The sequence below is a fragment of the Agrobacterium sp. H141 genome (assembly GCF_057158725.1).
In genome coordinates this window covers 401,127-421,850 of record NZ_CM169893.1, presented here as the reverse complement: position 1 = coordinate 421,850, position 20,724 = coordinate 401,127, and the positions used below count along the sequence as shown (strand labels likewise).

Genomic DNA, 20,724 nt, shown 5'->3' with positions numbered 1-20,724 from the left:
TATCGCTTTTCCTGTTCACCGCTTAACGGCGCTCACGCGGGTAAGTTCCATAGACCGTGTGTTTTTTATCTTACGAACCAAAAATCTCATGCCGCGGACATATTTCGTAGGATCCAGGCGGAACCAGATTGCAACTCTTGCGTTATCGACACAGCAAAAAAGGAGAGTGAAAATGCTATACTACGCATTGGTATTTCTGGTCGTGGCCCTCATTGCGGGCGCTCTCGGCTTTGGTGGCATCGCAGGCGCGTCCGTAGGCATCGCCAAGATCCTGTTCTTCATCTTCCTGGTACTTTTCATTGTATCACTGGTTGCCGGCGGTCTTCGCAGAAGAACTTGAACCCGCTGCAAATGCAAAATCCAAAAAGTGCCCGGTCAAAAGCCGGGCATTTTCTATTGAAAGTTACAATGTCAGCGGCGCAACGCATTTGAACATAAGATAATAAGGCAATTATCGGTTTCAACAGCCACCACGGCCTGAAACCCTCTCTACGCAGAATACGTCAGCCGATCGCCATCACCAGAATGGCAATCAATCCAAGAGCGACAACACAAAACAGCACAGACACAATCAATGAGGTTGATCCGCGCCATGTCGGAGGAACCATTGATTCCGTGTCCTGATCGAGATGGGCGTTCTGCGCCATTTTTCTGATTTGATCGTCTCTGTTTTCGCGTTCCATTCGGATACCTCCTCTGCCTATTGGCTGGGCAGGGATCTGTGCATGTCAGTGAAGCTTGCGACCTCACCATCGGGTGCAACCGACGCGCTCGCCGTTCTATAGACCTCCGGACCAGCCTTGATATCAATCCGCTTGCGGCCAGCTAGAAGATTGGCACCAACGGTATTGCAGGAACCGTAAATTTCCACGCCTTCGATCCGTGCCTTGCGAATCTCAACCGGAAGCTGACGCTCACATAGTCTCGGACTGGTATAGGAAAGCACACGCACCGGCTCCTGGAGGCACTCTCCAGCCCCGGTGGGGCAAGCGACCAATACCAAAACAGCTGCCAAACCTGCCATCATCAATTCCTCTTGTCACAAAGGTTAATGAAGAGCAGGCGACTTTGTTCCGCAGGATCAGATGGTTCGGTGAATGATGCCTTGAATGAACCCCAATTTCTGCACGATCGAGGCAGAAAAGACAAAGGGGTAAAGGTCTGGCTGACCGATACTGCGATTGATCGCGTTGACAGCCACCGACAACGCCGCCCAGGCCGACGTCATCTTTTCAATGTCTTCCCCTTGATAGGGATCGAATGAGAACTGCATGCCAGCGGGCATGACCCCATGATCGAATGCGGTATCAAGGCCATCAATCATGTGCAGATAGTGCGCCCAACTCTCCGCGAAATCTTCCCAGGGATGGCTCGATGCGTAAGCGCTGATGAAGTTTGACTGCCAATCGAGTGGAGCACCGTCGGCGTAATAGCGCTCTAGTGCCTGTGAATACTCATCCCGCTCATCGCCGAACACGGCTCTCGCCGCTTCGAGCTTGCCGCCATCGCGCACAAGGCGATTCCAGTAATAATGCCCGGACTCATGGCGAAAATGTCCGACCAGCGTTCTCATGGGTTCACCCAACGCCTCGCGCCTAGCCTCGCGCTCGGGAGAGCTCGCTTCGGCGATATTGATGGTGATAACACCGTTGTCGTGCCCGGTCAGGACATGGCCGCCGTCCGGACTGCCTGGATCGTCCGCAAGAAGCTCGAACGCGAGCCCCTCTTCGGGATCCTCTTCCCGCGACACGATGGGCAGACCGAGACGAATGAGACCGTAAAGAAAGAACCTCTTGGCCGCCTCCAAAGCGCGCCAGCGCTCGACGAACTCGTCATTGGAAAGGTCTGGCACAATGCTGTTCAGGCGACAGGCTTTGCAAAAGTCGCCCTCGCCCTCCTTCACCAGCCAGTTGCAGCCACCGAGATCAGCATTGGCACAGATGTGAAACCCATTCGGTGCGACATCCCGATAGCAGAGCATGCTCAGGCTGTCGGGATCAAAGCCTAGATGAGCGCCACAGGTCAGACATTCCGTGTTGTCAAAATTGACGATGGTGCTGCATTCATTGCATTCAAACCGCTTCATACTGTTTTAGCCTCGAATTGGTTGCCTGCACGGTTATCCATACCGACCGAAACCGTAGGCAAGATATTTTTCAAGATTGCCGAGAACACCAGCAATGATGGCACCGCGATAAAGCCCCCGATTGGCCCCCAAAGCCACAGCCAGAACGTGAGCGCCAGGAAGATCAGAAATGGATTGATCGTCATTGAGGACCCAAGTGCGCGTGGCGTCACAAACTGCGACTCGATCAGATTGAGAGAAAGATAAATCATCGCCGGCAACATGATGGCGAACCCGCTGTCATAGGTCGCAAGGCCGATGGCCATGAGAATGATGGCCATCAGGACCGGTCCGACATAGACCACATAATTGAGGACAGCCGCGAGAAGCCCCCACACCAATGCAGAAGGCGTGCCGATCATCCAAAGAGCAAAGCCGACCGAAAAGCCCAATCCAATGTTGATGATGGTGATCGTGAACAGGTAACGCGACATCATGGTTTCGACGTCACGGAATATATGGGCCATGCGCCAGCGCAGGTTGCGGGTAATGCACAGCTTGAGCACTGCAGCCCGGAAATCATCGCGTGTTGCTACAAAGAAATAGAGGCTTGCGAGGAACAACAAAACTTGCGCGACATAGACCGGCGCAAGCGTGATCACCGAGCCTACACCGCCTCCTTCATCCACAGTCACCTTCATATGACCGACTTCGCCGGCAGCCTGTCCCAGGCGATCGCGAATGTCGTTGAGTGACGAAAGTGTCGAGCGCCAATCTGATATCTGCAATTGCAATGACTTCCAGATCTCGGGCGCTTTCTGCACCCACCCTGAAATCGGTACGGAAAAGCCGATAATTGCTGACATGATGATAAAGAGAAGCAGCAAGACCACGACACCCGATGAAAGCCAGGAAGAAAGACCTCTCCGCTCGAGTATTCTGGCAAGTGGCGCTACCATCAATCCGACGACCACGCCGAGGCTGACAGGTGCGATAATGATTTCGCCATAGTCCATGGCAGCGATAATCGCCAGAAGCGCAACCAGAATGACCGACAGGCGCGCCATAACGCTAATCAGTTCGCTAAAATCGATCCTCTTGGGAATGGAACCGGCCCTTTTCATGATAGCCACAGGCGTACTCGCTTTGGAAATGCAAGCCGGTCGTTAATGTTCCCGCGCCACCCGGTTTAAGCGCGCAAATCTGCTGGAAAAACCAGTTCGTAATAAACGCCCTTGTCATCGCATCGATGAACGGCGCTTCCATTGACAGAAGCGGGCACCACCCGTTCGAGAACCGTGCTGCCAAAGCGCCCGTTTCCGGCCTCGAAATCGGAGCCATCTTTGCGAGAAGACGTCTCGTTCCAGATGATCCGGATATTCTTGCCTTCTTCAGTGTCCACCGTCTCACAACTGACCTGTACGAGGCCCGACGCCTTTATGATATCGCCATGGCTGATCGCATTGACGATCAACTCATGCAGGGCAAGCCCCACATGCATGGACGCATTGGGAGACAGGAGAAGATTTTCACCCGTCACAACAATCGCAGACGGATTGTCAGACAAAAATCTGGAAAGCTGACTGTCGAGTAAATCGCGGAACGCCGCACCACGCCAACTGGAATCTGTGACCAGATCCTGCGATTGTGAAAGCGCGTAGAGGCGCCCTCTGAACTTTTGCAAAAAGCTCTCAAGCGAACCGGAAAAACGCGCCGTTTGCGATGCGATACCCTGCACAACCGCCAGGAGGTTCTTCGACCTGTGGCTGACTTCCAGAAGCAGTGCGCGCAACACTTTTTCGCGCTGACGCTCTTCGGATTTATCCGTCACTGACAATATGTAATGAAGCCCCCCGTCCGGTATGTCGACTTTTCGACACCGGAACTCGAAGGTGTTTTCACCATCGTCGCTCAGTTCAATCTTTGATTGATCACCAACCTGCTGCAGGCCTGAACGGAGGGCGTGAAGCTTGCCGGCGATATCATCGCCAAAGATGATATCGTCCGACGGTTCATGATCGAAGTGCTTGCTCCAACGTGCCGGCAGCCTTGTGATACAGATGCACCGCTCCTGCTGGTCGTAGAGGATGTAGCAAGCCCCCATATCAATCAGCGCATGGATAAAGAAATCGCCCGCTAGCGCGTCAATTCCTCCAGGCTCTACCCACGTTAATCTGTTCACGAACTCAAACCTCAGTTGGCAACCGGCAGACGCCGATGCTCGGACAAGTATATCTCCTCGCACACATCGGCTAGCTACCCGCGCTCTTCATTCAGGCGCCTTCTTTCTGCCTCTCGTTGAAGAACAATGCCTGACTGATCAGCGCCTTCACCATGTCTGGGTTGAACGGCTTGGTGACAAGAAATGCAGGTTCCGGCCGCTCACCTGTCAACAGACGCTCAGGAAACGCTGTGATGAAAATGACGGGAATAGTGTCGACCTTCAGAATATCATTCACCGCATCGATACCCGAGCTACCATCAGCAAGTTGGATGTCGGCAAGGATCATCTTGGGAGACGTGGTTTTGAACAGCGCAACCGCTTCGGAATGGGTACGCGCGACGCCGGTGACGCGATGCCCCAGATCTTCGACCATCTGCTCGATATCAAGCGCAATCAGCGGCTCGTCTTCGATAATCATGATCTCCGTTGCGACCTGCGCAGAAATTTCATGCGACGCCTGATCGATCAGGCGCGAGAATTCCGCGTCATCCACTGCGAGAATTTCGGCTGCTTCAGAAGCGCTGAAACCTTCAACAGATACAAGCAAGAATGCGACGCGCTCTTTCTTGGGAAGGTTCGAGAGGTTCTCGGAAGCCCTGTTTTCCCATGCAAAAGGGGATGGCGTCGGATCGAGATCCACATCCAGCCTGTCAAACACATTCACGAAAAGCTTGTAGATACCGACACGGTCGTCGCCAGTTTGCGGAAAGAGGGAAATATCCTCAATCAACGCTTCAAGCATTGCGGCTACGTAGGAGTCACCGGAACGTTGGGAACCGGTGACGGCCCGGGCGAAGCGCCTCAAATACGGCAGATGAGTTGCGACGCGTGCAGTCAGGGACATAAGAGATCTCTCCAGTTATCGAGAAGGCATTCAATCTGGGGCATAACGAACGCCCTTGAAAAAAGTTCCGGGAAGAGGGGAACTTTTTTCGCGCTCAGGATTTAACACCGAATGCACACGTGAAATAGTGGAAGTCTGCCTAGGTGGCAATGATTTCGGGCAGGGAAAGCTAAATGGTCGTCGAAAATAACGGAAGCAAAGAAAAATCGAATAAATCGGATGGAAAGAAAAATTCCGATCCCAACAAACCGGTTGATTTAATTGCATCTAAACTTCGAAATTTCTACGACAGCGTTACCGATGAAGGAACGCCGGACTTTTTGTTGAACCTGCTTGATCGTCTGGACGCTGCAGAAAACGCCGCAAAATCCAAGAAGCAATCTGAAAGTAACGATTGAAGAGGCGACGGCATCGACGTCGCCTCCCCTCGGACTTAAAGCTTTATTCACTGACGATCGCGCGCAACATCCACAGCGCCTTTTCGTGGAACGTCAGTCGATCCGTCAGCATGTCCTCGGTCACCAAGTCGCCTGCGTCGCCGGCCTTTTCACCAGCCTTGCGCATCAACTTGACAGCCGCCTCGTGATCCGCAATCAGATCAGCAACCATTTCGCGAGCCGTTTCATGATTCGTGGCGCCAGCCTTGGGCGTAAAGCTTGAAGTTGCACCCATTTCCACTGGTGCCAGATGACCGATCGCGCGAATACGCTCCGCAATGACGTCCGCCGCAGCGAACAGCGTCTCGTAATGCTCCTCAGTCAATTCATGGATCGATTTGAACAGAGGACCCACAACATTCCAGTGGTAGATATGGCTCTTGATCGTCAATCGATAAGTGCCCCCAAGAATGTCCGTGAGATGCTTGGCCATCTCTTTCCGATAGGCCTTGGTCAGGCCGGTATCAATGTCTTCTTCGTGGGTATGAACTTGAAGGACTTCGGCAGTGTTTGCCATGAAATTATTCCTTTCTCGAAGGTGAAAACTACGTCCGCGACTTCTACCGAGGCGGCCCCTTGGCGGCCTTCATCAGGGCGTAACTGATACCAGCGACGGCCACCAAAGTGGCGATCGGACTCTTTTGAACCAGTCCCGGAACCGATAACATTGCTGCTTGCGCCATGCTTTGCTCAAGGGACGCAGCGCGCAGCTGACTGGCGATCAGCGCTCTGCGGCGGGCGCGATGGTTCATGAAGGAAACCACGGCCCAAACAAGCAGCGCGGCCAAAATGCTGCCAGCTGCAATTGACAGACTGGCAAGCTTGGGACCGTAAACATCATCGACCACAAACCACAAAGAGACGACCAGCGCGACATAGGCGGTTACCGAAAACAATGCGATCAGCACCCCCCCCACCACCGATCGCTTGATACGCGCGGGAGAAGGAAGATAATTGCCGAAAAGCATCATCGCTATTTGTCCAGCCAATCCGCTCAAGGTCTTATCGCCGCGTGAAGATTGCGAAGAGAAAGCCGACGCCTGCGGCGATACCAACAGAGGCGAGCGGATTTGCACGGATGCGATCTTCAAAGTCGCTTTCTGCGCTGACAAATCTATCTTTTGCGTCATTGGCAACGGCAGCAGCATTTTCAGCCAGCGTATCCTTGAAGGCACCGGCCTGGCGAACAGCTTGATCTGCCTTGCCCGCACCAAAATCTGAAACGGTCTGCGTCAGCATCGCAATATCAGCGCGCAGATTGTCGATCTGTGCCGCAATGTCTTCGGCAGTCGCTGCCTCAGTCTTCGGTCCAGCTTTCTGCGCTGTTGTTGTAGCCATAGTCCAAGCTCCTTTATTCGGTTTTTTGTCCGATCAAATTTATCTGGTTGGCAAACGCACGTCGGGGCCACTTTGTTCCGCAAACGATTCGATTGATTGGCAAAGAAGCTGTCAGAATGGACCGGAGAAGTATTGCCGCGGGACGGACGAAGCTAAGTTCATGACATGTCCGCCAGCATGTGACACAGGCCCTCGCGCATGAGGATTCTGGAGCATCAGGATTCTTAAGAATACACGCATGGCATTGAACCATCCGCTCTGCTTTCGTCCCTGAAGTTTTGCTCGGGAGTGGAACCCATTGCCTCACCGCACGTTTATTCCCCGAACAATAACTTTTTACGGAAGGAGAAAGTCATGAACTGGAATCAGGTCGAAGGTAACTGGGAGCAGCTCAAGGGTAAGGCTCAGCAGCAGTGGGGCAAGCTCACGAATGACGATCTCGACGTCATCGCTGGCAACCGTCGCGAATTGGCTGGCCGTATTCAGGTAGCTTATGGCAAGTCCGAGGAAGAAGCCGAGACGGAAATCGATAACTGGCTCGGCAAGCACTGACTTGGCTGAACGAGTGCTCGATAGCTGAGCGCTCACTCAACGAAAGCCGTACCCGTGAGGGTGCGGCTTTTTCGTGTTTGCATGAGGCCGGTTGACCTCGACGTGCAAAATCGTCGATATCCGATAATGTACCCAGTCGGCGCGAGGGCGCCACCTAAAAAGGATATGCTCACCCGCATGACCTATAACCGCAAATTCGTCCGTGCTTCTCTCATAATGGTCATGGTAGGCCTTGCCATGTTGCTGGCCATTATTGCGTCTGCTCTCCTGTTCGTTGAACGCACCAGCGCATCATTCGACAGGCTGGTCGAAGAACTGGCAATACGGCGCTCCACAGCTGATCTGTTCAGTCTGGTGCAGGATGCCGAGACGGGCCAACGCGGTTATCTGCTGACAGGAAACACCCTCTTTCTGGAACCCTATGATGAGGCCCTGGAGGAGATCAAGAAGGCGAAAAGTGACTTGCTGGCGAGTGCCTCTGATCGAAAGGGTTACGAAGGCCAGGTCGCTCCGCTGATCTCAATGATCGATACCAAACTGGACGAAATGGCGAGGACAATCCTGCTTGCAAAGGCAGGCAATCTGGAAAGTGCACTGAAGATCATACAAGACGGTCTCGGTCGAAAACTCATGACTAGCATTCGCCAGGGCATGCAGACGATCCTGGATATTTCCGACGTCAACATACAGTCGAACATCGGAACCCAGATCAGAAGCTCCGCTCAATTGAAATGGACGATCCTCGGCGCTGGAATTGCCATCGTTATTGTTCTTGGTGGCGCGATTTACGTCATCATGCGCCATGTCCAGTCCATCACTTCCGCCAGACGGGAAATGATGCGGTTGAATGAGGAGCTTGAAGACAGGGTGTTGGAGCGCACTGAAGACCTTGTACGTGCCAACCAGGAAATCCAACGTTATGCTTACATCGTAACCCATGACCTACGAGCACCCCTCGTCAACATCATGGGCTTTACCAGCGAACTGGAAATGTCACTTGAACAGATGAAGGCCTATGTGTTGGCCGATGGCGAGCAATTGAGCACGCAGGATATCCAGGATGCGCGCACGGCGGCAACGGAGGAGGTTCCCGAAGCTTTGAACTTCATCCGTTCATCGACCTCAAAGATGGACGGCCTGATCAATGCCATCTTGAAAATTTCGCGTGATGGTCGCCGCCAGCTCAAACCAGAGCGGGTCGACATCAGAGCCGTTGTCGAAAACAGCTCATCCAGCCTCCAGCACCTGATTGACGGAGCCGACGGAACTGTTGAGATCAAAATGCCCAGGATCAGCGTCAACTCGGACCGCCTGTCCATTGAACAAATTTTTACGAATCTTATGGACAATGCCATAAAATACAGGAACAGAGAGCGGCCACTAAAGGTTGTTGTTACTGCTGCCCGCAAGGGAACGATGTTGGAAGCAGAAATTTCCGACAATGGTCGCGGGATCGGGCCGGACGATCTGGAGCGCGTGTTCGAACTCTTTCGAAGAGCGGGCACGCAGGACCAGACCGGAGAAGGCATAGGACTTGCGCATGTCAGGTCCTTGGCAAGAAATCTCGGCGGTGACATATCAGTTAGATCGACCCTCGGTGAGGGTTCGACATTTGTTTTGAGGATTCCTGCCGATCTGGGGCAGATCCTGAGGAGAGTATGAGTATGAAGGCAATCGGCAAGGAAGTTACCATCGTCATGGTCGAGGACGATGAAGGTCATGCTCGACTGATCGAAAAGAACATCCGCCGGGCCGGTGTCAGCAATGAAGTGCTTCCATTCACCGACGGCACCTCAGCTCTCGACTTTATCCTCGGCAAGGACCGTAGCGGCAAGGTGTCCGAAGATCGATATCTTCTGATTCTTCTTGATCTCAATCTCCCCGACATGTCGGGAACGGAGATCCTCGAAAAGGTCAAGGCCAATCCCCACACCAAGCGCCTGCCGGTCGTCATTCTGACCACGACAGATGACGAAACAGAAATTCAGCGTTGCTATGATTTGGGCGCGAATGTCTACATTACAAAACCGGTCGACTACGACGGCTTTGCCAATGCCATTCGCCAGTTGGGCCTGTTTTTCTCGGTCATGCAGGTTCCCTGATCGGGCCAGTCAACAATCGAGTTTTCTAATCTCGAATTTTTTGAAAACGGCGGCGTTCAATAACGCCGCCGTTCTCATTTGTTGTGTTCGATGTCAGATTGGGTAGTGAAGACGACCGTCCTGCACTGTGATCCAGCGCAGATCCGTAAACTCAGCTACGCCCCAGATACCACCGAAACGCCCGTACCCGGAAGACTTGACCCCGCCGAATGGCATTTGTGCCTCATCATGCACTGTCGGCCCATTCACGTGGCAGATACCGCTTTCGATCCGCCGCGCCACAGCCATTGCCCGCGTGCTATCGCGACCGAAAACGGCAGCCGAGAGACCGAACTCACTGTCATTGGCAATTGTAACGGCCTCATCGATCGTTTTGGCCCGGATGATGGCGACAACCGGGCCAAAACTCTCTTCGGAGTAAAGCCGCATGTCAGATGTGACGTGGTCCAGTGCCGCCGCATTGAGAATGGTCTTGTCTCCGCCGCCAGCAATCAACGTGGCACCCTTGTCCACAGCATCTGCGGTCAGTTCACGCACCCTGTCTGCAGCCGCCTGTGACACCAGCGATCCAAGCGGCGCTTGTCCATCGCCCGGGTCCCCCGCAACCAAATTTTTGACCTTTTTGGCAAAAGCCTCGACGAACGCATCGCCAATATCGCCGACAGTGATAATCCGCTCCGTCGACATGCAGATCTGGCCCTGGTTCATATAGGCGCCAAAGCCGGCCGCAGCGACTGCTGCATCAATATCGGCATCATCAAGAACGATCATCGGCGCCTTGCCACCAAGCTCAAGAAGAGCCGGCTTCAGATGGCGTCCTGCAAGTTCACCAATTACCCGGCCAACACGCGTCGATCCCGTGAAGTTCACACGCCGTACGGCAGGATGCGCAATGATTGTCTCCACGATCTCGGCCGCATCATCCGGCGCATTGGAGATGGCATTCAAGACGCCCGCGGGAAAGCCTGCCTCGGCAACAGCTTCAATAATCAGCGAATGCGTTCTCGGGCAAAGCTCTGACGTCTTCATGACCACTGTATTTCCGCAGGCAAGCGGCGTGGCAATGGCGCGAACGCCGAGAATGACGGGGGCGTTCCAGGGCGCCATGGCGAGCACAACGCCGGCAGGTTGGCGCACCGCATATGCCGTCGAGCCGGGGCGGTTGGATGGAATGATCTCGCCCTTGATTTGCGTGGTCAAAGCTGCAGCTTCCACAAGCATGTTGGCGGCCAGCATGAGGTTGAATCTCGCCCAGCCCTCCGTGGCGCCAATCTCGTCCTTCATCGCCTGCACGATATCGTCGCCACGCGCCTGCAAGGATTGCGCGGCTGCCAGCAATTTTCCGCGACGCTCTCCAGGTGACGTCTGCGACCAGACAGAAAATGCGCGCTGAGCAGCATCAACCGCCGCACGTGCATCATCCACCGATGCGGCTGCGGCTTCAGTCACGATGTCTCCGGTCATCGGGCTCTTGCGATTGAAGCGCCGATCGTCCTTCGCGGGAACATGCTGACCATCGATATAAAGATTGAGATTATCCATAATTCCTATCCTCCTAAAAATTTCATTACCTGCCTCCCCTGAAACGGGCTCCCCTTCACCTAGTGCCGAGCTAAGTGAAACGCCAGTCGCGGCCGTGACCGAAATGAATCGACTCCATGAGTTTGATGGTGTATCCGTGCGATTAATCGATTAATCATCTATCGCGGCCAAACCGTTGAATTCGAACCGGACACGTCCAAACCTTAGTCAGATCGCCGGGCTGCTCGGTGTATCGACCGCGACCGTGTCCAACGCGCTGTCTGGCAAAGGTCGCGTCTCATCTGAACTGGCCGACAAGATCCGAGGGATGGCTGCAGACCTGGGCTATATGCCAAGCACTGCCGGGCGAGCCCTGAGAACCGGACGCAGCAGGGTTCTCGGGCTCGTCCTACCGGATATCGCAAATCCCCTCTTCCCGCAGATCGCACAGGCAATTGAGAATGCCGCTTCCAAAGCAGGATACGGAATACTGATTGCCGACTCCAGGGGCGATGTTTCCATGCAGACAGAGGCAATCAGCCGCCTGCTGGAACGCGGCGTGGACGGCATTGTCATCGTGCCCCGCCGAGGCACGCGCATCGCCGATATCGGCAGCCCGGTCGCCGTCATCGACAGCCCCTCAACACCTGGGAATACGGTGTCTGCAGATCACTGGCAGGGCGGCCAACTGATCGCCGATCACCTGATTGCGCTGGGCCACCGGAAAATACTTATCCTCGGCAACAATCCTGATTCGAATGTGCAGAACGATCGGATCGGCGGCTTGAAGTCACGCCTTCCCGCTGATGTTCATTGCGAGGTTCTCTGGATCGAAAAGCAGGAACGCAGTCACGGAACAGGCTGCGCACTGGGCTTGCAGCAAAAGGTCGAGGAAGGCTTCACAGCCTTTGCAGCTGTTTCTGATCTCCACGCGTTGCGTGCACTGACTGAACTTCAGCGCGCCGGAATTCGTGTTCCCGAACAGGTCAGCGTGACAGGTTTCGATGATCTGATCTGGTCAACCGTTGTGACCCCGGCACTGACCACCATTCACATGGATATGCCTTTGATCGCAGAGATCGCAATCGATGCTCTGGTGTCCGTGATCGAGAGGGACTCGGGCGATAGTGAAGCGGGAACCGAGCAGCCGCTGAGTTCAGCATCGGCAACCAGGCAACAGGTGCCGATGAGCCTGATCGTCCGCCAGACCTCCGGTCCACCTCAGACGTTTCCGCATTAGAAAATGAACCCCAGAAGGAGAACCCGATGATTAACAAGACAATCCTGGCTTCGGCCACCGCTTTGATGCTCACCATGGGCTCTGCCCAGGCGCAGGAAAAGACCCTGACGATTTCGGTCTATGCGTTCGGACAGGATGAGTTCAAGGAGATCGTCTACGACCCGTTCGAAGCCAAGTGCGACTGTAAACTTGTTGTCGAAACCGGCAACAGCGTCGAACGTATCGCAAAAATGGAAGCCAACAAGGACGCGCCTGTCATAGACATGGCCGTCGTCTCGATGGCAGATGCGCTGTCAGCATCCCGCATGGGCCTGATCGACAAGATCGATACCTCCAAGCTGTCCAGCTACGACAAGCTCTATGAAATCGCCAAGGATCCCAACGGCGACGGCATGAGCGTTGGCTACACATTCTACGCAACATCCATCGCTTACCGCTCCGACAAGATGACGGTCGACTCCTGGGCCGACCTTCTCAAGGACGACGTGGTTTCTCATATTGCTTTCCCGAACGTCACCACCAACCAGGGGCCGCCGTCGCTCTACATGCTCGGCAAGGCTCTCGGCTCGGACGCAGCAGACCTAAAGACCCCCATAGAAGCCGTCGGCAAGAAGAAGGACGAAATCGTGACCTTCTACGTCAAGTCGTCGCAGCTGGTTCAACTGATGCAGCAGGAAGAAATCTGGGCAGCCCCCGTTGGCCGCTTTTCCTGGGCGCCCTTCACCAAACTCGACCTGCCGATCAAGTGGGCCACTCCGAAGGAAGGCCAGACTGGCGGCATGAACGTGATGGTCGTGACCAAGAATTCCAAGAACCGCGACCTGGCACTTGAGTTCATGGACTTTTGGCTGTCCACGGAGATCCAGACCAAACTCGCTGAAAAACTGGTCGACAGCCCGGCCAATGCAGAAGTGAAAGTCTCCGATGAGGTGGCCAACAACATCACCTATGGCGAGGAAACGGCAAAGAGCCTCAAGCTCATTCCCTCAGCCATTGCGCTCGACAATCGTGACGCTTGGCTGGCGGAGTGGAACGCCAAAGTCGGTCAGTGATCAACGGCTGAAACAAACCTGACACCAATGCCTCCCAAGGCTCAAGGGTGCGGTGGCAAGACTTCGGTCTTCTGCCGCACCCTGATCAACAGTTTTCCAAGAGGATGAGACGACATGTTTCAGAACCGGGCAGAAGCGATGGCGCTCGCCCTACCAGCCGCGGTCTTCGCAGCCATCGTCTTTCTCGTGCCTGTTGCGCTCCTTCTCTCGGAAGGCTTCCGCACGGCCGATAGCTGGACCATTTCTGCCTATGTCGACTTTTTTTCGCAACCGCTCAACCGAACCGTCTTCCTGCGTACGCTCAAGCTGGGCTTTTTGGTCACCCTGGCAGCCGCCATTATCGGTTATGCAACGGCCTATGCGATCGTTTCGCTGCCTCCGGGCAGCAAGGGTAAGATGATCGGCCTTGTCGTTCTTCCTCTGATGATATCCCCCGTTGCCCGAACCTATGCCTGGATCGTGATCCTGGGACGCACGGGGATCATCAATCAGGCAATGATGGCAATCGGATTGACGGATGAGCCGGTCAGAATCCTGTTTACTGAAACTGCAGTCTTCATCGGCCTCCTGCAACTCTTCCTCCCATTGATGGTCATTTCCCTGATCAGTGCGCTTGAAAACCTGCCAAAGGATGCTGTACCAGCAGCCCGTGTGCTGGGTGCCAATTGGTTCCAGGTGTTCTGGAAGGTCATTCTGCCGCTCACCCGTGAGGGGCTCGTGGTCGGCGGCACGCTCGTCTTCACCGGATCGATGACAGCCTATATCACGCCCGCCATTCTGGGCGGCTCCAAGGTTCTCATGCTCGAAACCCTGCTTTACCAGCAGGTCACCGTGACCAACAATTTCGTCGCTGCCAGCGTAATCGCCTTCATTCTGATCGTCATGAGCTTCGCTGCAAACATTCTGCTGCGACGCATTGCAACGGCGAGGAACAAGACATGATGCAAAGACTGTTCGCCCCCCTCACCCTGTTACTCGTGCTGATATTTCTGATTGGCCCCTTCCTCATTATTGTGGCTGCGTCCTTTTCGGCGGGCGACACGCTGGCCTTTCCGCCGCAGGGTTTCTCCTTCAAGTGGATCGTGAAAGTCTTCACGGTCGAGAGTTTCCGACAGAGTTTCGCCGTATCCATGTTTCTGGCCATTGGGGGCACCTTCACGGCCCTCCTGATGGGCATCCCGGCATCTTACGCAATGTCACGCTACAAGCTGCCGGGTGCAGAGACTGTGCGCTTCATGGTATCGATGCCGATCATCGTTCCCGGCATTATCGTCGGCCTGGCGCTGCTGCGCTACTTTGTGATCCCGGTCGGGCTGTCCATTACGCTCGCGCTGTTTCTTGCCCATACCGCACTGGTGCTGCCCTATGCGGTGCGCGTAGTCTCTGCCAGCCTTGGCAATCTGCGCTCTGATATGGAAGAAGCGGCTGTCTTGCTCGGCTCATCCCGCCTTGGTGCATTCTTCCGCGTCGTGCTGCCCAATATCCGCGGCGGCATCCTGTCGGCCTTCATCCTTGGCTTTGTCACCAGCTTCAATCAGGTGCCTGTGTCACTGTTCTTGTCCGGTCCAGGTGTCCGTACACTGCCGATCGACATGCTCGGTTACATGGAGATCGTATTCGATCCGTCCATCGCCGCACTGTCATCTTTGCTCGCTTTCCTTTCCATCGGCATCGTCTTTGCCGCCGAACGTTTTCTGGGGTTCTCCCGCTATGTCTGATGCAACTTTCCTTTCCCTCGACAAGCTCACGCTGGCCTATGGCAAAACGACAGCCGTCAAGGATCTCGATCTCAATATCCGCAAGGGTGAACTGCTGGCTTTGCTCGGTCCGTCAGGCTGCGGCAAGACGACAACGATGCGTTCCATCGCCGGTCTCATGCCGGTGCGAAGCGGTCGCATCACGCTTGATGGCAAGGATATCACGCGCATACCTGCCAACCGCCGGGAAGTTGGTCTGGTTTTCCAGTCCTACGCACTCTTCCCCCATTTGAGCGTCTTCGAAAATGTCGCCTTTGGCCTGAAGCTGAAGGGCATGAGCGGGGACGCGTTGAATAGAAAGGTCGACGCCGCATTGAAATCGGTCGGCCTGTCGAAATTCTCCAGCCGCAAGACACCCGAACTATCCGGTGGACAACAACAGCGCGTCGCCCTTGCCCGCTCCATGGTCATGGAACCCAAGGTGTTGATGCTGGACGAGCCACTGTCGAACCTCGACGCGCGCCTGCGTCTGGAAATGCGCACCGAGCTGCAGCGAGTGCAAAAGGAAAGCGGTGTGACAATGATTTTCGTCACCCACGATCAGGTGGAGGCCCTGGCACTCGCAGACAGGATTGTCGTCATGCGCGATGGAGCAATCGAGCAGATTGGCACGCCGGAGGAGATCTACAATCAACCGGCCTCCAGCTTTGTTGCCGATTTCGTCGGTTTTGAAAATATCTTCGCCATCCGCAACGGCAAACTCGTGACAGATAAAGGCGAGATAACGAATTCTGCCAGGCTGCCGGCGGCGGCGGGCCTTGCCTGGCGGCCGCGTGCGATTCCGTTGGGTTCAGGTCCTTTTACGGGTATCGTGCGCGGCGTTTCCTTCGCTGGCAGCACCCGGGAATATGTGCTTGAGACCCCGGTTGGACTGGTCAAGGCAGAGACAGATGCCGCTCAGCCTGCATATCAGCTTGGAGCATCCGTTGGATTCGATCTGCCGGTCGATCACGCAGCACCCCTGAACCGGTTCGGGTGATCTGTGATGGGAGCCTGGATTGATACTGATATGGGCTTTGATGACATCGCCGCCATTCTGGTGGTGATGCATGCGGACCTGCCCATAGACGGCATATCGCTTGTATTTGGAAATACACCCCTCGATCAGGTCCGTCGCAATGCAGCTGGCGCGGCAAAAGCCTTCGGCTGGACAGTCCCAATCCATGGCGGGCGAGAGATGCCCGTTATGGGACAGATCGAAACGGCACAGATGATCCTCGGAGATAGCGGCATTCCGACCGCCGGACTGACATTACCCGATGCAGACGAACATCCCCCAAGCGATGCATTCACAGCCATGTGTCATTGGTTGGAAACCGCCCCTGCACCGCGCCGCATCCTGGCATTGGGCCCGTTGACAAATCTGGCGGCCGTTGTCCTGGCACGCCCCGATCTGGCTGCGCGCATCGATGATCTGACCTGGATGGGCGGAGGGCTCACCCGCGGAAATCATACCGCCTCTGCAGAGTTCAATGCCTTTGCAGACCCGGAAGCCGTGGCAATCGTCCTGTCTCACAACCTGCCTCTGCGCATGGTCGATCTCGATTTTTGCCGCAGGGTACTGGCAGGCCCCTCGGAGGTGTTACCCATCCGCGATGCAGGTGGCACTAATGCCGGCCTGATCGCCGATATGCTCGCAGGCTTCATCGCGATTGCAACCAGTCGCGGGCGTTCAGCGATGGCGCTCTACGATCCGGCAGCGGCTGCAGCCTTCATCAGGCAGGACCTTGTCACATTCCAATCCGCGCGTATCGATATGGAATGCGCAGGCGGCCTCACCCGCGGAAGAACCGTTGTCGAGACGCGGCAAACCCACGGTACCTTCAATGCCGAATTCGCTGCCGACTGCGAAGCGGTTGGCGTGAAGAACGTCGTCATGGATGCTTTGCTGTGGGAGGCCAGCAAACGATGAGCACACAGACCGACGAGCCCCTCGACCTTGCCGATCCGGCTTTGCGGTTACGCGCCGTGGCGGCTGCGCGCGGCGCAGCTCCCTTTGATCGCCTGCTTGTCAATGGCAGGCTGGTTGACATGGTGACGGGTGAAATCCGGGCTGCAGACATCGGCATCGTTGGCGCCCTGATTGCTTCCGTTCATGCACCCGCCAGCCGAAATGATGCGCGTGAGATATTGGATGTCAAAGGCGGTTATCTATGCCCCGGTTTCATTGACACCCATATGCATGTCGAAAGCTCGATGGTAACGCCTGCGACCTATGCAGATGCGGTCGTATCCAGAGGCGTCACGACTGTCGTCTGGGATCCCCATGAATTCGGCAACGTCCATGGCATAGACGGTGTGGAATTTGCCATAGGCGCAACCCGCGACTTGCCGCTCCGCTTCGTCATTCTGGCCCCATCCTGCGTGCCCTCGGCACCGGGTCTGGAACAGGCAGGCGCTGATTTCGAGGCCAGAACCGTTGCGTCGCTGTTGGCAAGACCTGAGGTCGGAGGCATTGCCGAAGTCATGAACATGCGCGACGTCATTGACGGAAAACCGCGCATGAGCGGCATTGTCAATGCAGGATTGGGTGCCGAAAAAATGGTCTGCGGCCATGCGCGCGGTCTGACCGGCGCTGATCTTCAAGCCTTCATGGCGGCTGGCATATCCTCCGATCACGAACTGACATCCGCCGCTGACCTGATGGAAAAACTGCGCGCCGGCCTGACCATCGAGCTGCGCGGCTCGCATGATCACCTGCTGCCAGATTTCGTTGAAGCGTTGAACGCGTTGGGACATCTCCCGCAATCGGTCACGCTATGCACGGACGACGTATTTCCCGATGACCTGCTAAAAGGCGGTGGACTGGACGACGTGGTACGCCGTCTCGTCCGCTACGGCTTGAAGCCCGAATGGGCGCTGCAGGCAGCTACGCTGAATGGAGCCCGCAGACTGGGCCGAAACGATATCGGATTGCTCGCTGCCGGCCGACGCGCCGATATCGTGGTTTTCGAGGACTTGACTGACTTTCGAGCGCAACTGGTTATCGCAAATGGCGAAACGGCCAGCGTAAACGGCCAAATGCAAAGACCGTCAACACCATCGACTGCCGATGCTTTCAAAGCCTCCATGAAACTGCGAACACTCGCTCCCGACGACTTTCGGTTGCGGTCCGATGCCAAACGCGTGCGCGTCGCCACGATTGACAGGCCGCGCTTTACCCAATGGGGTGAAGCCGAGACAGATGTCACAGATGGTTTCATCAATCCGCCAGAAGGGGCCACGCTGATCGCAGTCGCACACCGACATGGATTAACCGATGCAACTCCCCGAGTTGGCTTTTTGCGGGAGTGGGGCAGTTGGACGGGCGCCTTTGCAACCAGTGTGTCTCATGACAGCCACAACCTTACCATCTTCGGCGGTAATCCCGAAGATATGGCTGCGGCGGCAAATGCCGTAATAGCAGCGGGCGGCGGCATGGCGGTGGCATCCGGTGGGAAAGTACTGGCGGTCGTCGCCTTGCCAGTTTCCGGGCTCGTGTCCGAACGCCCCCTCAGCAATGTTGCAAGCGACTTTTCCGCGTTGCGCGATGCCATGGATAAGGTGGTAGAATGGCAACCACCTTATCTCGTCTTCAAGGCCTGCTTCGGTGCAACGCTGGCCTGCAATACAGGACCGCATCAAACCGACCTCGGCATTGCCGATGTCTCCGCCGGCAAACTGCTTGCGTCACCCGTTCTGGAAATTATTACCTGACGATCCATACGAAGGCCCCATGACCGATCCACTTGAAGACGACATCCCGTTCCTGACCGAATTGCGCCGTGACCTTCACGCGCACCCCGAACTCGGATTTGAGGAAACGCGCACGAGCGGTATCGTTGCCCGCCTGTTGGAAGAAGCAGGCATTGCAGTCCATCGCGGTTTCGGTGAAACTGGCATCGTCGGCACCTTGCAGGTTGGCAACGGCACGCGAACCATCGGTCTGCGCGCAGATATGGATGCCCTGGCCATGCCCGAGACGGTGGACCGGCCCTACAAGTCGACAGTACCCGGAAAAATGCACGCCTGCGGTCATGACGGGCATACGACATTGCTTCTGGGGGCTGCGCGCGCATTGGCCAAGAGCCGCAATTTTTCGGGCACGGTTCACTTCATCTTCCAGCCGGCAGAAGAGGGCCGAGGCGGCGCCAAGCGCATGGTGGAAGACGGCCTGTTCGATCGCTTCGCCTGCGATGCGGTCTATGGCCTGCATAACATGCCCGGCCTCGATACGGATGAAATCGCAGTCGTCGAAGGACCACAACTGGCCTCATCGGACAGTTGGCTCGTCACCCTGCGGGGTACAGGAACCCACGGCGCCAAGCCCCATCTCGGTCGAGATCCAATTACCGCCGCCGGCACATTCCTGTCGTCGCTCCAAAGCATCGTTGGCCGTGTTGTCGATCCGCTACAGCCAGCCGTCGTCAGTGCCTGTTCCGTGCAGGCTGGCGACCCGAAAGCCCTGAACGTGATCCCTGACATCGTGGAGATTGGTGGAACGGCGCGCGCCTATTCAAAGGACGTTCGAGACCAGCTCGAAAAGGAAATTGGCCGAGTTGCTGAAGGCACAGCCGCAATGTTCGGCATTCAAGCGGATTATAAATACATCCGCCGAATTCCGCCTGTGATCAACGATCCGGATGCGACGGCGCGCGCCCTTGCGGTCGCCCGCGACGTTTTCGGCGATAAAGTCAGAACCTCCTTCCCGCCCTCCACAGCGGGAGATGATTTCGCTTTCTTTGCCGACAAGGCCCCTGGCTGCTACGTGTGGCTCGGCAACGGCCCTGCCCGTGACGGCGCACTCCACCACAACACTGCCTATGATTTCAACGACGACGCAATCGGTTCCGGCGTCCGCTTCTGGACCCGACTGGTCGAACGCGAACTTGCAGCAGACGTCTGAGGAAAAGGAATTGCCAATGCAGCCCCAGGACGTCTGGCAGGAAGTCTATCCGCCAAACTCTTTTCGGGTGGATCAGGGCCATGAACAGTTTTTCCCGGCAACGCTCGGGGACGGTCGACAGATCAGGCTGCCCATTCGACCGCTTGCCGATGGCCAGCATGCCTTCGCATCTCTGATCATCAATCAGGCCAGTTTTTCAGTGGTCGATGCCCTTGCTGGTGATCTGGCGGAACGTCTGTCTAAGCACTGCCCTGATATCGTTATCGGTCTGCCCACTCTTGGGCTTACTCTGGCATCGGAGGTCGCCCGCAAGCTGGGTCATCTGCGTTATGTGCCGCTCGGGACCTCGCGCAAATTCTGGTATGACGAGAACCTCTCGGTCCCGCTGTCTTCGGTGACAACGCCCGAACAGCTCAAGCGCCTCTATATCGACCCACGTATGCTGCCGCTAATCGAAGGTCGTCGGGTGGCGTTGATCGACGATGTCATTTCGAGTGGCAGGTCGATCATGGCCGCCCTGGCGCTTCTCGATACCCTTGCCATCAGGCCCATCGTCATCGGCGCTGCGATGCTGCAATCCAGTCGCTGGCGCGAGCATAAGACAGATCCTTATGCTGGGTGGGAAGACCGGGTCGAAGGCTGCTTTTCCACTCCGATCCTGGAAAAAGACGCATACGGCCTCTGGCAGAGTCCCAACTAGACACCAC

General features: G+C 55.8%; 24 protein-coding genes. 14 read left to right on the top strand and 10 right to left on the bottom strand.

All coding sequences use genetic code 11. The annotated features are described in order from the left end of the window. Window positions 1-172: 172 nt before the first annotated feature. A complete protein-coding gene (locus tag ACWPM9_RS01825; protein ID WP_428188093.1) occupies window positions 173-340 on the top strand; it encodes a DUF1328 domain-containing protein in 168 nt (55 codons plus the stop codon). 163 nt (window positions 341-503) lie between these two features. Here ACWPM9_RS01825 and ACWPM9_RS01820 read toward each other — a convergent pair whose 3' ends face one another. The 6 genes from ACWPM9_RS01820 to ACWPM9_RS01795 form a co-directional block, all read right to left on the bottom strand. Beyond that, window positions 504-683 (bottom strand): hypothetical protein, encoded by a 180-nt coding sequence (locus ACWPM9_RS01820; protein WP_484756552.1) that lies wholly within the window; start codon window positions 681-683, stop codon window positions 504-506. 17 nt (window positions 684-700) lie between these two features. Further along, window positions 701-1,027, bottom strand: coding sequence for a hypothetical protein (locus tag ACWPM9_RS01815; RefSeq protein WP_484756551.1), 327 nt, complete (start codon window positions 1,025-1,027; stop codon window positions 701-703). 54 nt (window positions 1,028-1,081) lie between these two features. Next, a complete protein-coding gene (locus ACWPM9_RS01810; protein ID WP_428188090.1) occupies window positions 1,082-2,086 on the bottom strand; it encodes a zinc-binding metallopeptidase family protein in 1,005 nt (334 codons plus the stop codon). Next, window positions 2,083-3,189 carry an AI-2E family transporter gene (locus ACWPM9_RS01805; RefSeq protein WP_484757570.1) on the bottom strand — a complete coding sequence of 369 codons (1,107 nt, stop codon included), beginning with the start codon at window positions 3,187-3,189 and terminating at the stop codon, window positions 2,083-2,085. The genes ACWPM9_RS01810 and ACWPM9_RS01805 overlap by 4 nt, the downstream gene beginning before the upstream one ends. A gap of 65 nt (window positions 3,190-3,254) precedes the next feature. After that, window positions 3,255-4,247: a sensor histidine kinase gene (locus ACWPM9_RS01800; protein ID WP_428188089.1), complete on the bottom strand. Its 993-nt coding sequence runs from the start codon at window positions 4,245-4,247 to the stop codon at window positions 3,255-3,257. A gap of 91 nt (window positions 4,248-4,338) precedes the next feature. Next, window positions 4,339-5,133: a response regulator gene (locus ACWPM9_RS01795; protein WP_484756550.1), complete on the bottom strand. Its 795-nt coding sequence runs from the start codon at window positions 5,131-5,133 to the stop codon at window positions 4,339-4,341. A gap of 173 nt (window positions 5,134-5,306) precedes the next feature. Between ACWPM9_RS01795 and ACWPM9_RS01790 the strand changes: the two genes are divergently transcribed. After that, window positions 5,307-5,531, top strand: coding sequence for a NepR family anti-sigma factor (locus ACWPM9_RS01790; protein WP_428188087.1), 225 nt, complete (start codon window positions 5,307-5,309; stop codon window positions 5,529-5,531). Between the two features lie 43 nt (window positions 5,532-5,574). Here the strand turns inward: ACWPM9_RS01790 and ACWPM9_RS01785 are convergent, their stop codons facing one another. The 3 genes from ACWPM9_RS01785 to ACWPM9_RS01775 are packed head-to-tail and all read right to left on the bottom strand — an operon-like array spanning window position 5,575 to window position 6,908. After that, entirely contained in the window at window positions 5,575-6,087 is a 513-nt protein-coding gene (locus ACWPM9_RS01785) for a Dps family protein (RefSeq protein ID WP_428188086.1), read from the bottom strand. Window positions 6,088-6,130: 43 nt separating this feature from the next. After that, window positions 6,131-6,541, bottom strand: coding sequence for a hypothetical protein (locus tag ACWPM9_RS01780; RefSeq protein ID WP_484756549.1), 411 nt, complete (start codon window positions 6,539-6,541; stop codon window positions 6,131-6,133). 31 nt (window positions 6,542-6,572) lie between these two features. Next, window positions 6,573-6,908 carry an ElaB/YgaM/YqjD family protein gene (locus ACWPM9_RS01775; RefSeq protein ID WP_484756548.1) on the bottom strand — a complete coding sequence of 112 codons (336 nt, stop codon included), beginning with the start codon at window positions 6,906-6,908 and terminating at the stop codon, window positions 6,573-6,575. Window positions 6,909-7,262: 354 nt separating this feature from the next. On the opposite strand from ACWPM9_RS01775, the gene ACWPM9_RS01770 reads away from it, so the two are divergent. The 3 genes from ACWPM9_RS01770 to ACWPM9_RS01760 all read left to right on the top strand — a co-directional run bounded on the left by ACWPM9_RS01770 (window position 7,263) and on the right by ACWPM9_RS01760 (window position 9,562). Continuing rightward, window positions 7,263-7,460: a CsbD family protein gene (locus tag ACWPM9_RS01770; RefSeq protein WP_428188083.1), complete on the top strand. Its 198-nt coding sequence runs from the start codon at window positions 7,263-7,265 to the stop codon at window positions 7,458-7,460. Between the two features lie 354 nt (window positions 7,461-7,814). Continuing rightward, the gene (locus ACWPM9_RS01765) at window positions 7,815-9,122 is read left to right on the top strand and encodes a sensor histidine kinase (protein ID WP_484756547.1); all 1,308 of its coding nucleotides are present in this window, start codon (window positions 7,815-7,817) and stop codon (window positions 9,120-9,122) included. Between the two features lie 2 nt (window positions 9,123-9,124). Next, complete coding sequence (locus ACWPM9_RS01760) at window positions 9,125-9,562, top strand: response regulator (RefSeq protein ID WP_484757569.1); 438 nt, start codon at window positions 9,125-9,127, stop codon at window positions 9,560-9,562. Between the two features lie 93 nt (window positions 9,563-9,655). On the opposite strand, the gene ACWPM9_RS01755 is transcribed toward ACWPM9_RS01760, so the two are convergent. After that, the gene (locus ACWPM9_RS01755; protein WP_484756546.1) at window positions 9,656-11,104 is read right to left on the bottom strand and encodes an aldehyde dehydrogenase; all 1,449 of its coding nucleotides are present in this window, start codon (window positions 11,102-11,104) and stop codon (window positions 9,656-9,658) included. Window positions 11,105-11,279: 175 nt separating this feature from the next. Between ACWPM9_RS01755 and ACWPM9_RS01750 the strand changes: the two genes are divergently transcribed. The 9 genes from ACWPM9_RS01750 to ACWPM9_RS01710 all read left to right on the top strand — a co-directional run bounded on the left by ACWPM9_RS01750 (window position 11,280) and on the right by ACWPM9_RS01710 (window position 20,717). Beyond that, a complete protein-coding gene (locus ACWPM9_RS01750) occupies window positions 11,280-12,323 on the top strand; it encodes a LacI family DNA-binding transcriptional regulator (protein WP_484756545.1) in 1,044 nt (347 codons plus the stop codon). A gap of 26 nt (window positions 12,324-12,349) precedes the next feature. Next, window positions 12,350-13,375 (top strand): ABC transporter substrate-binding protein, encoded by a 1,026-nt coding sequence (locus tag ACWPM9_RS01745; protein WP_484756544.1) that lies wholly within the window; start codon window positions 12,350-12,352, stop codon window positions 13,373-13,375. A gap of 114 nt (window positions 13,376-13,489) precedes the next feature. Further along, window positions 13,490-14,317 carry an ABC transporter permease gene (locus ACWPM9_RS01740; RefSeq protein WP_428188078.1) on the top strand — a complete coding sequence of 276 codons (828 nt, stop codon included), beginning with the start codon at window positions 13,490-13,492 and terminating at the stop codon, window positions 14,315-14,317. Continuing rightward, entirely contained in the window at window positions 14,314-15,093 is a 780-nt protein-coding gene (locus ACWPM9_RS01735; protein WP_484756543.1) for an ABC transporter permease, read from the top strand. The genes ACWPM9_RS01740 and ACWPM9_RS01735 overlap by 4 nt, the downstream gene beginning before the upstream one ends. Further along, window positions 15,086-16,111: an ABC transporter ATP-binding protein gene (locus tag ACWPM9_RS01730; protein ID WP_484756542.1), complete on the top strand. Its 1,026-nt coding sequence runs from the start codon at window positions 15,086-15,088 to the stop codon at window positions 16,109-16,111. The genes ACWPM9_RS01735 and ACWPM9_RS01730 overlap by 8 nt, the downstream gene beginning before the upstream one ends. A gap of 6 nt (window positions 16,112-16,117) precedes the next feature. Continuing rightward, a complete protein-coding gene (locus ACWPM9_RS01725) occupies window positions 16,118-17,044 on the top strand; it encodes a nucleoside hydrolase (RefSeq protein WP_484756541.1) in 927 nt (308 codons plus the stop codon). Further along, entirely contained in the window at window positions 17,041-18,828 is a 1,788-nt protein-coding gene (locus tag ACWPM9_RS01720; RefSeq protein WP_484756540.1) for an adenine deaminase, read from the top strand. The genes ACWPM9_RS01725 and ACWPM9_RS01720 overlap by 4 nt, the downstream gene beginning before the upstream one ends. A gap of 19 nt (window positions 18,829-18,847) precedes the next feature. Next, the gene (locus tag ACWPM9_RS01715; RefSeq protein WP_484756539.1) at window positions 18,848-20,017 is read left to right on the top strand and encodes a M20 aminoacylase family protein; all 1,170 of its coding nucleotides are present in this window, start codon (window positions 18,848-18,850) and stop codon (window positions 20,015-20,017) included. Between the two features lie 16 nt (window positions 20,018-20,033). Next, window positions 20,034-20,717, top strand: coding sequence for a phosphoribosyltransferase (locus ACWPM9_RS01710; RefSeq protein WP_428188072.1), 684 nt, complete (start codon window positions 20,034-20,036; stop codon window positions 20,715-20,717). Window positions 20,718-20,724 lie beyond the last annotated feature (7 nt).

Bases quoted from the DNA above. Each gene is read 5' to 3' on its own strand.
- ACWPM9_RS01825 (WP_428188093.1), top strand. From the start codon at position 173: ATGCTATACTACGCATTGGTATTTCTGGTCGTGGCCCTCATTGCGGGC.
- ACWPM9_RS01820 (WP_484756552.1), bottom strand. From the start codon at position 683: ATGGAACGCGAAAACAGAGACGATCAAATCAGAAAAATGGCGCAGAAC.
- ACWPM9_RS01815 (WP_484756551.1), bottom strand. From the start codon at position 1,027: ATGATGGCAGGTTTGGCAGCTGTTTTGGTATTGGTCGCTTGCCCCACC.
- ACWPM9_RS01810 (WP_428188090.1), bottom strand. From the start codon at position 2,086: ATGAAGCGGTTTGAATGCAATGAATGCAGCACCATCGTCAATTTTGAC.
- ACWPM9_RS01805 (WP_484757570.1), bottom strand. From the start codon at position 3,189: ATGAAAAGGGCCGGTTCCATTCCCAAGAGGATCGATTTTAGCGAACTG.
- ACWPM9_RS01795 (WP_484756550.1), bottom strand. From the start codon at position 5,133: ATGTCCCTGACTGCACGCGTCGCAACTCATCTGCCGTATTTGAGGCGC.
- ACWPM9_RS01790 (WP_428188087.1), top strand. From the start codon at position 5,307: ATGGTCGTCGAAAATAACGGAAGCAAAGAAAAATCGAATAAATCGGAT.
- ACWPM9_RS01785 (WP_428188086.1), bottom strand. From the start codon at position 6,087: ATGGCAAACACTGCCGAAGTCCTTCAAGTTCATACCCACGAAGAAGAC.
- ACWPM9_RS01780 (WP_484756549.1), bottom strand. From the start codon at position 6,541: ATGATGCTTTTCGGCAATTATCTTCCTTCTCCCGCGCGTATCAAGCGA.
- ACWPM9_RS01775 (WP_484756548.1), bottom strand. From the start codon at position 6,908: ATGGCTACAACAACAGCGCAGAAAGCTGGACCGAAGACTGAGGCAGCG.
- ACWPM9_RS01770 (WP_428188083.1), top strand. From the start codon at position 7,263: ATGAACTGGAATCAGGTCGAAGGTAACTGGGAGCAGCTCAAGGGTAAG.
- ACWPM9_RS01760 (WP_484757569.1), top strand. From the start codon at position 9,125: ATGAAGGCAATCGGCAAGGAAGTTACCATCGTCATGGTCGAGGACGAT.
- ACWPM9_RS01755 (WP_484756546.1), bottom strand. From the start codon at position 11,104: ATGGATAATCTCAATCTTTATATCGATGGTCAGCATGTTCCCGCGAAG.
- ACWPM9_RS01745 (WP_484756544.1), top strand. From the start codon at position 12,350: ATGATTAACAAGACAATCCTGGCTTCGGCCACCGCTTTGATGCTCACC.
- ACWPM9_RS01740 (WP_428188078.1), top strand. From the start codon at position 13,490: ATGTTTCAGAACCGGGCAGAAGCGATGGCGCTCGCCCTACCAGCCGCG.
- ACWPM9_RS01735 (WP_484756543.1), top strand. From the start codon at position 14,314: ATGATGCAAAGACTGTTCGCCCCCCTCACCCTGTTACTCGTGCTGATA.
- ACWPM9_RS01730 (WP_484756542.1), top strand. From the start codon at position 15,086: ATGTCTGATGCAACTTTCCTTTCCCTCGACAAGCTCACGCTGGCCTAT.
- ACWPM9_RS01725 (WP_484756541.1), top strand. From the start codon at position 16,118: ATGGGAGCCTGGATTGATACTGATATGGGCTTTGATGACATCGCCGCC.
- ACWPM9_RS01720 (WP_484756540.1), top strand. From the start codon at position 17,041: ATGAGCACACAGACCGACGAGCCCCTCGACCTTGCCGATCCGGCTTTG.
- ACWPM9_RS01715 (WP_484756539.1), top strand. From the start codon at position 18,848: ATGACCGATCCACTTGAAGACGACATCCCGTTCCTGACCGAATTGCGC.
- ACWPM9_RS01710 (WP_428188072.1), top strand. From the start codon at position 20,034: ATGCAGCCCCAGGACGTCTGGCAGGAAGTCTATCCGCCAAACTCTTTT.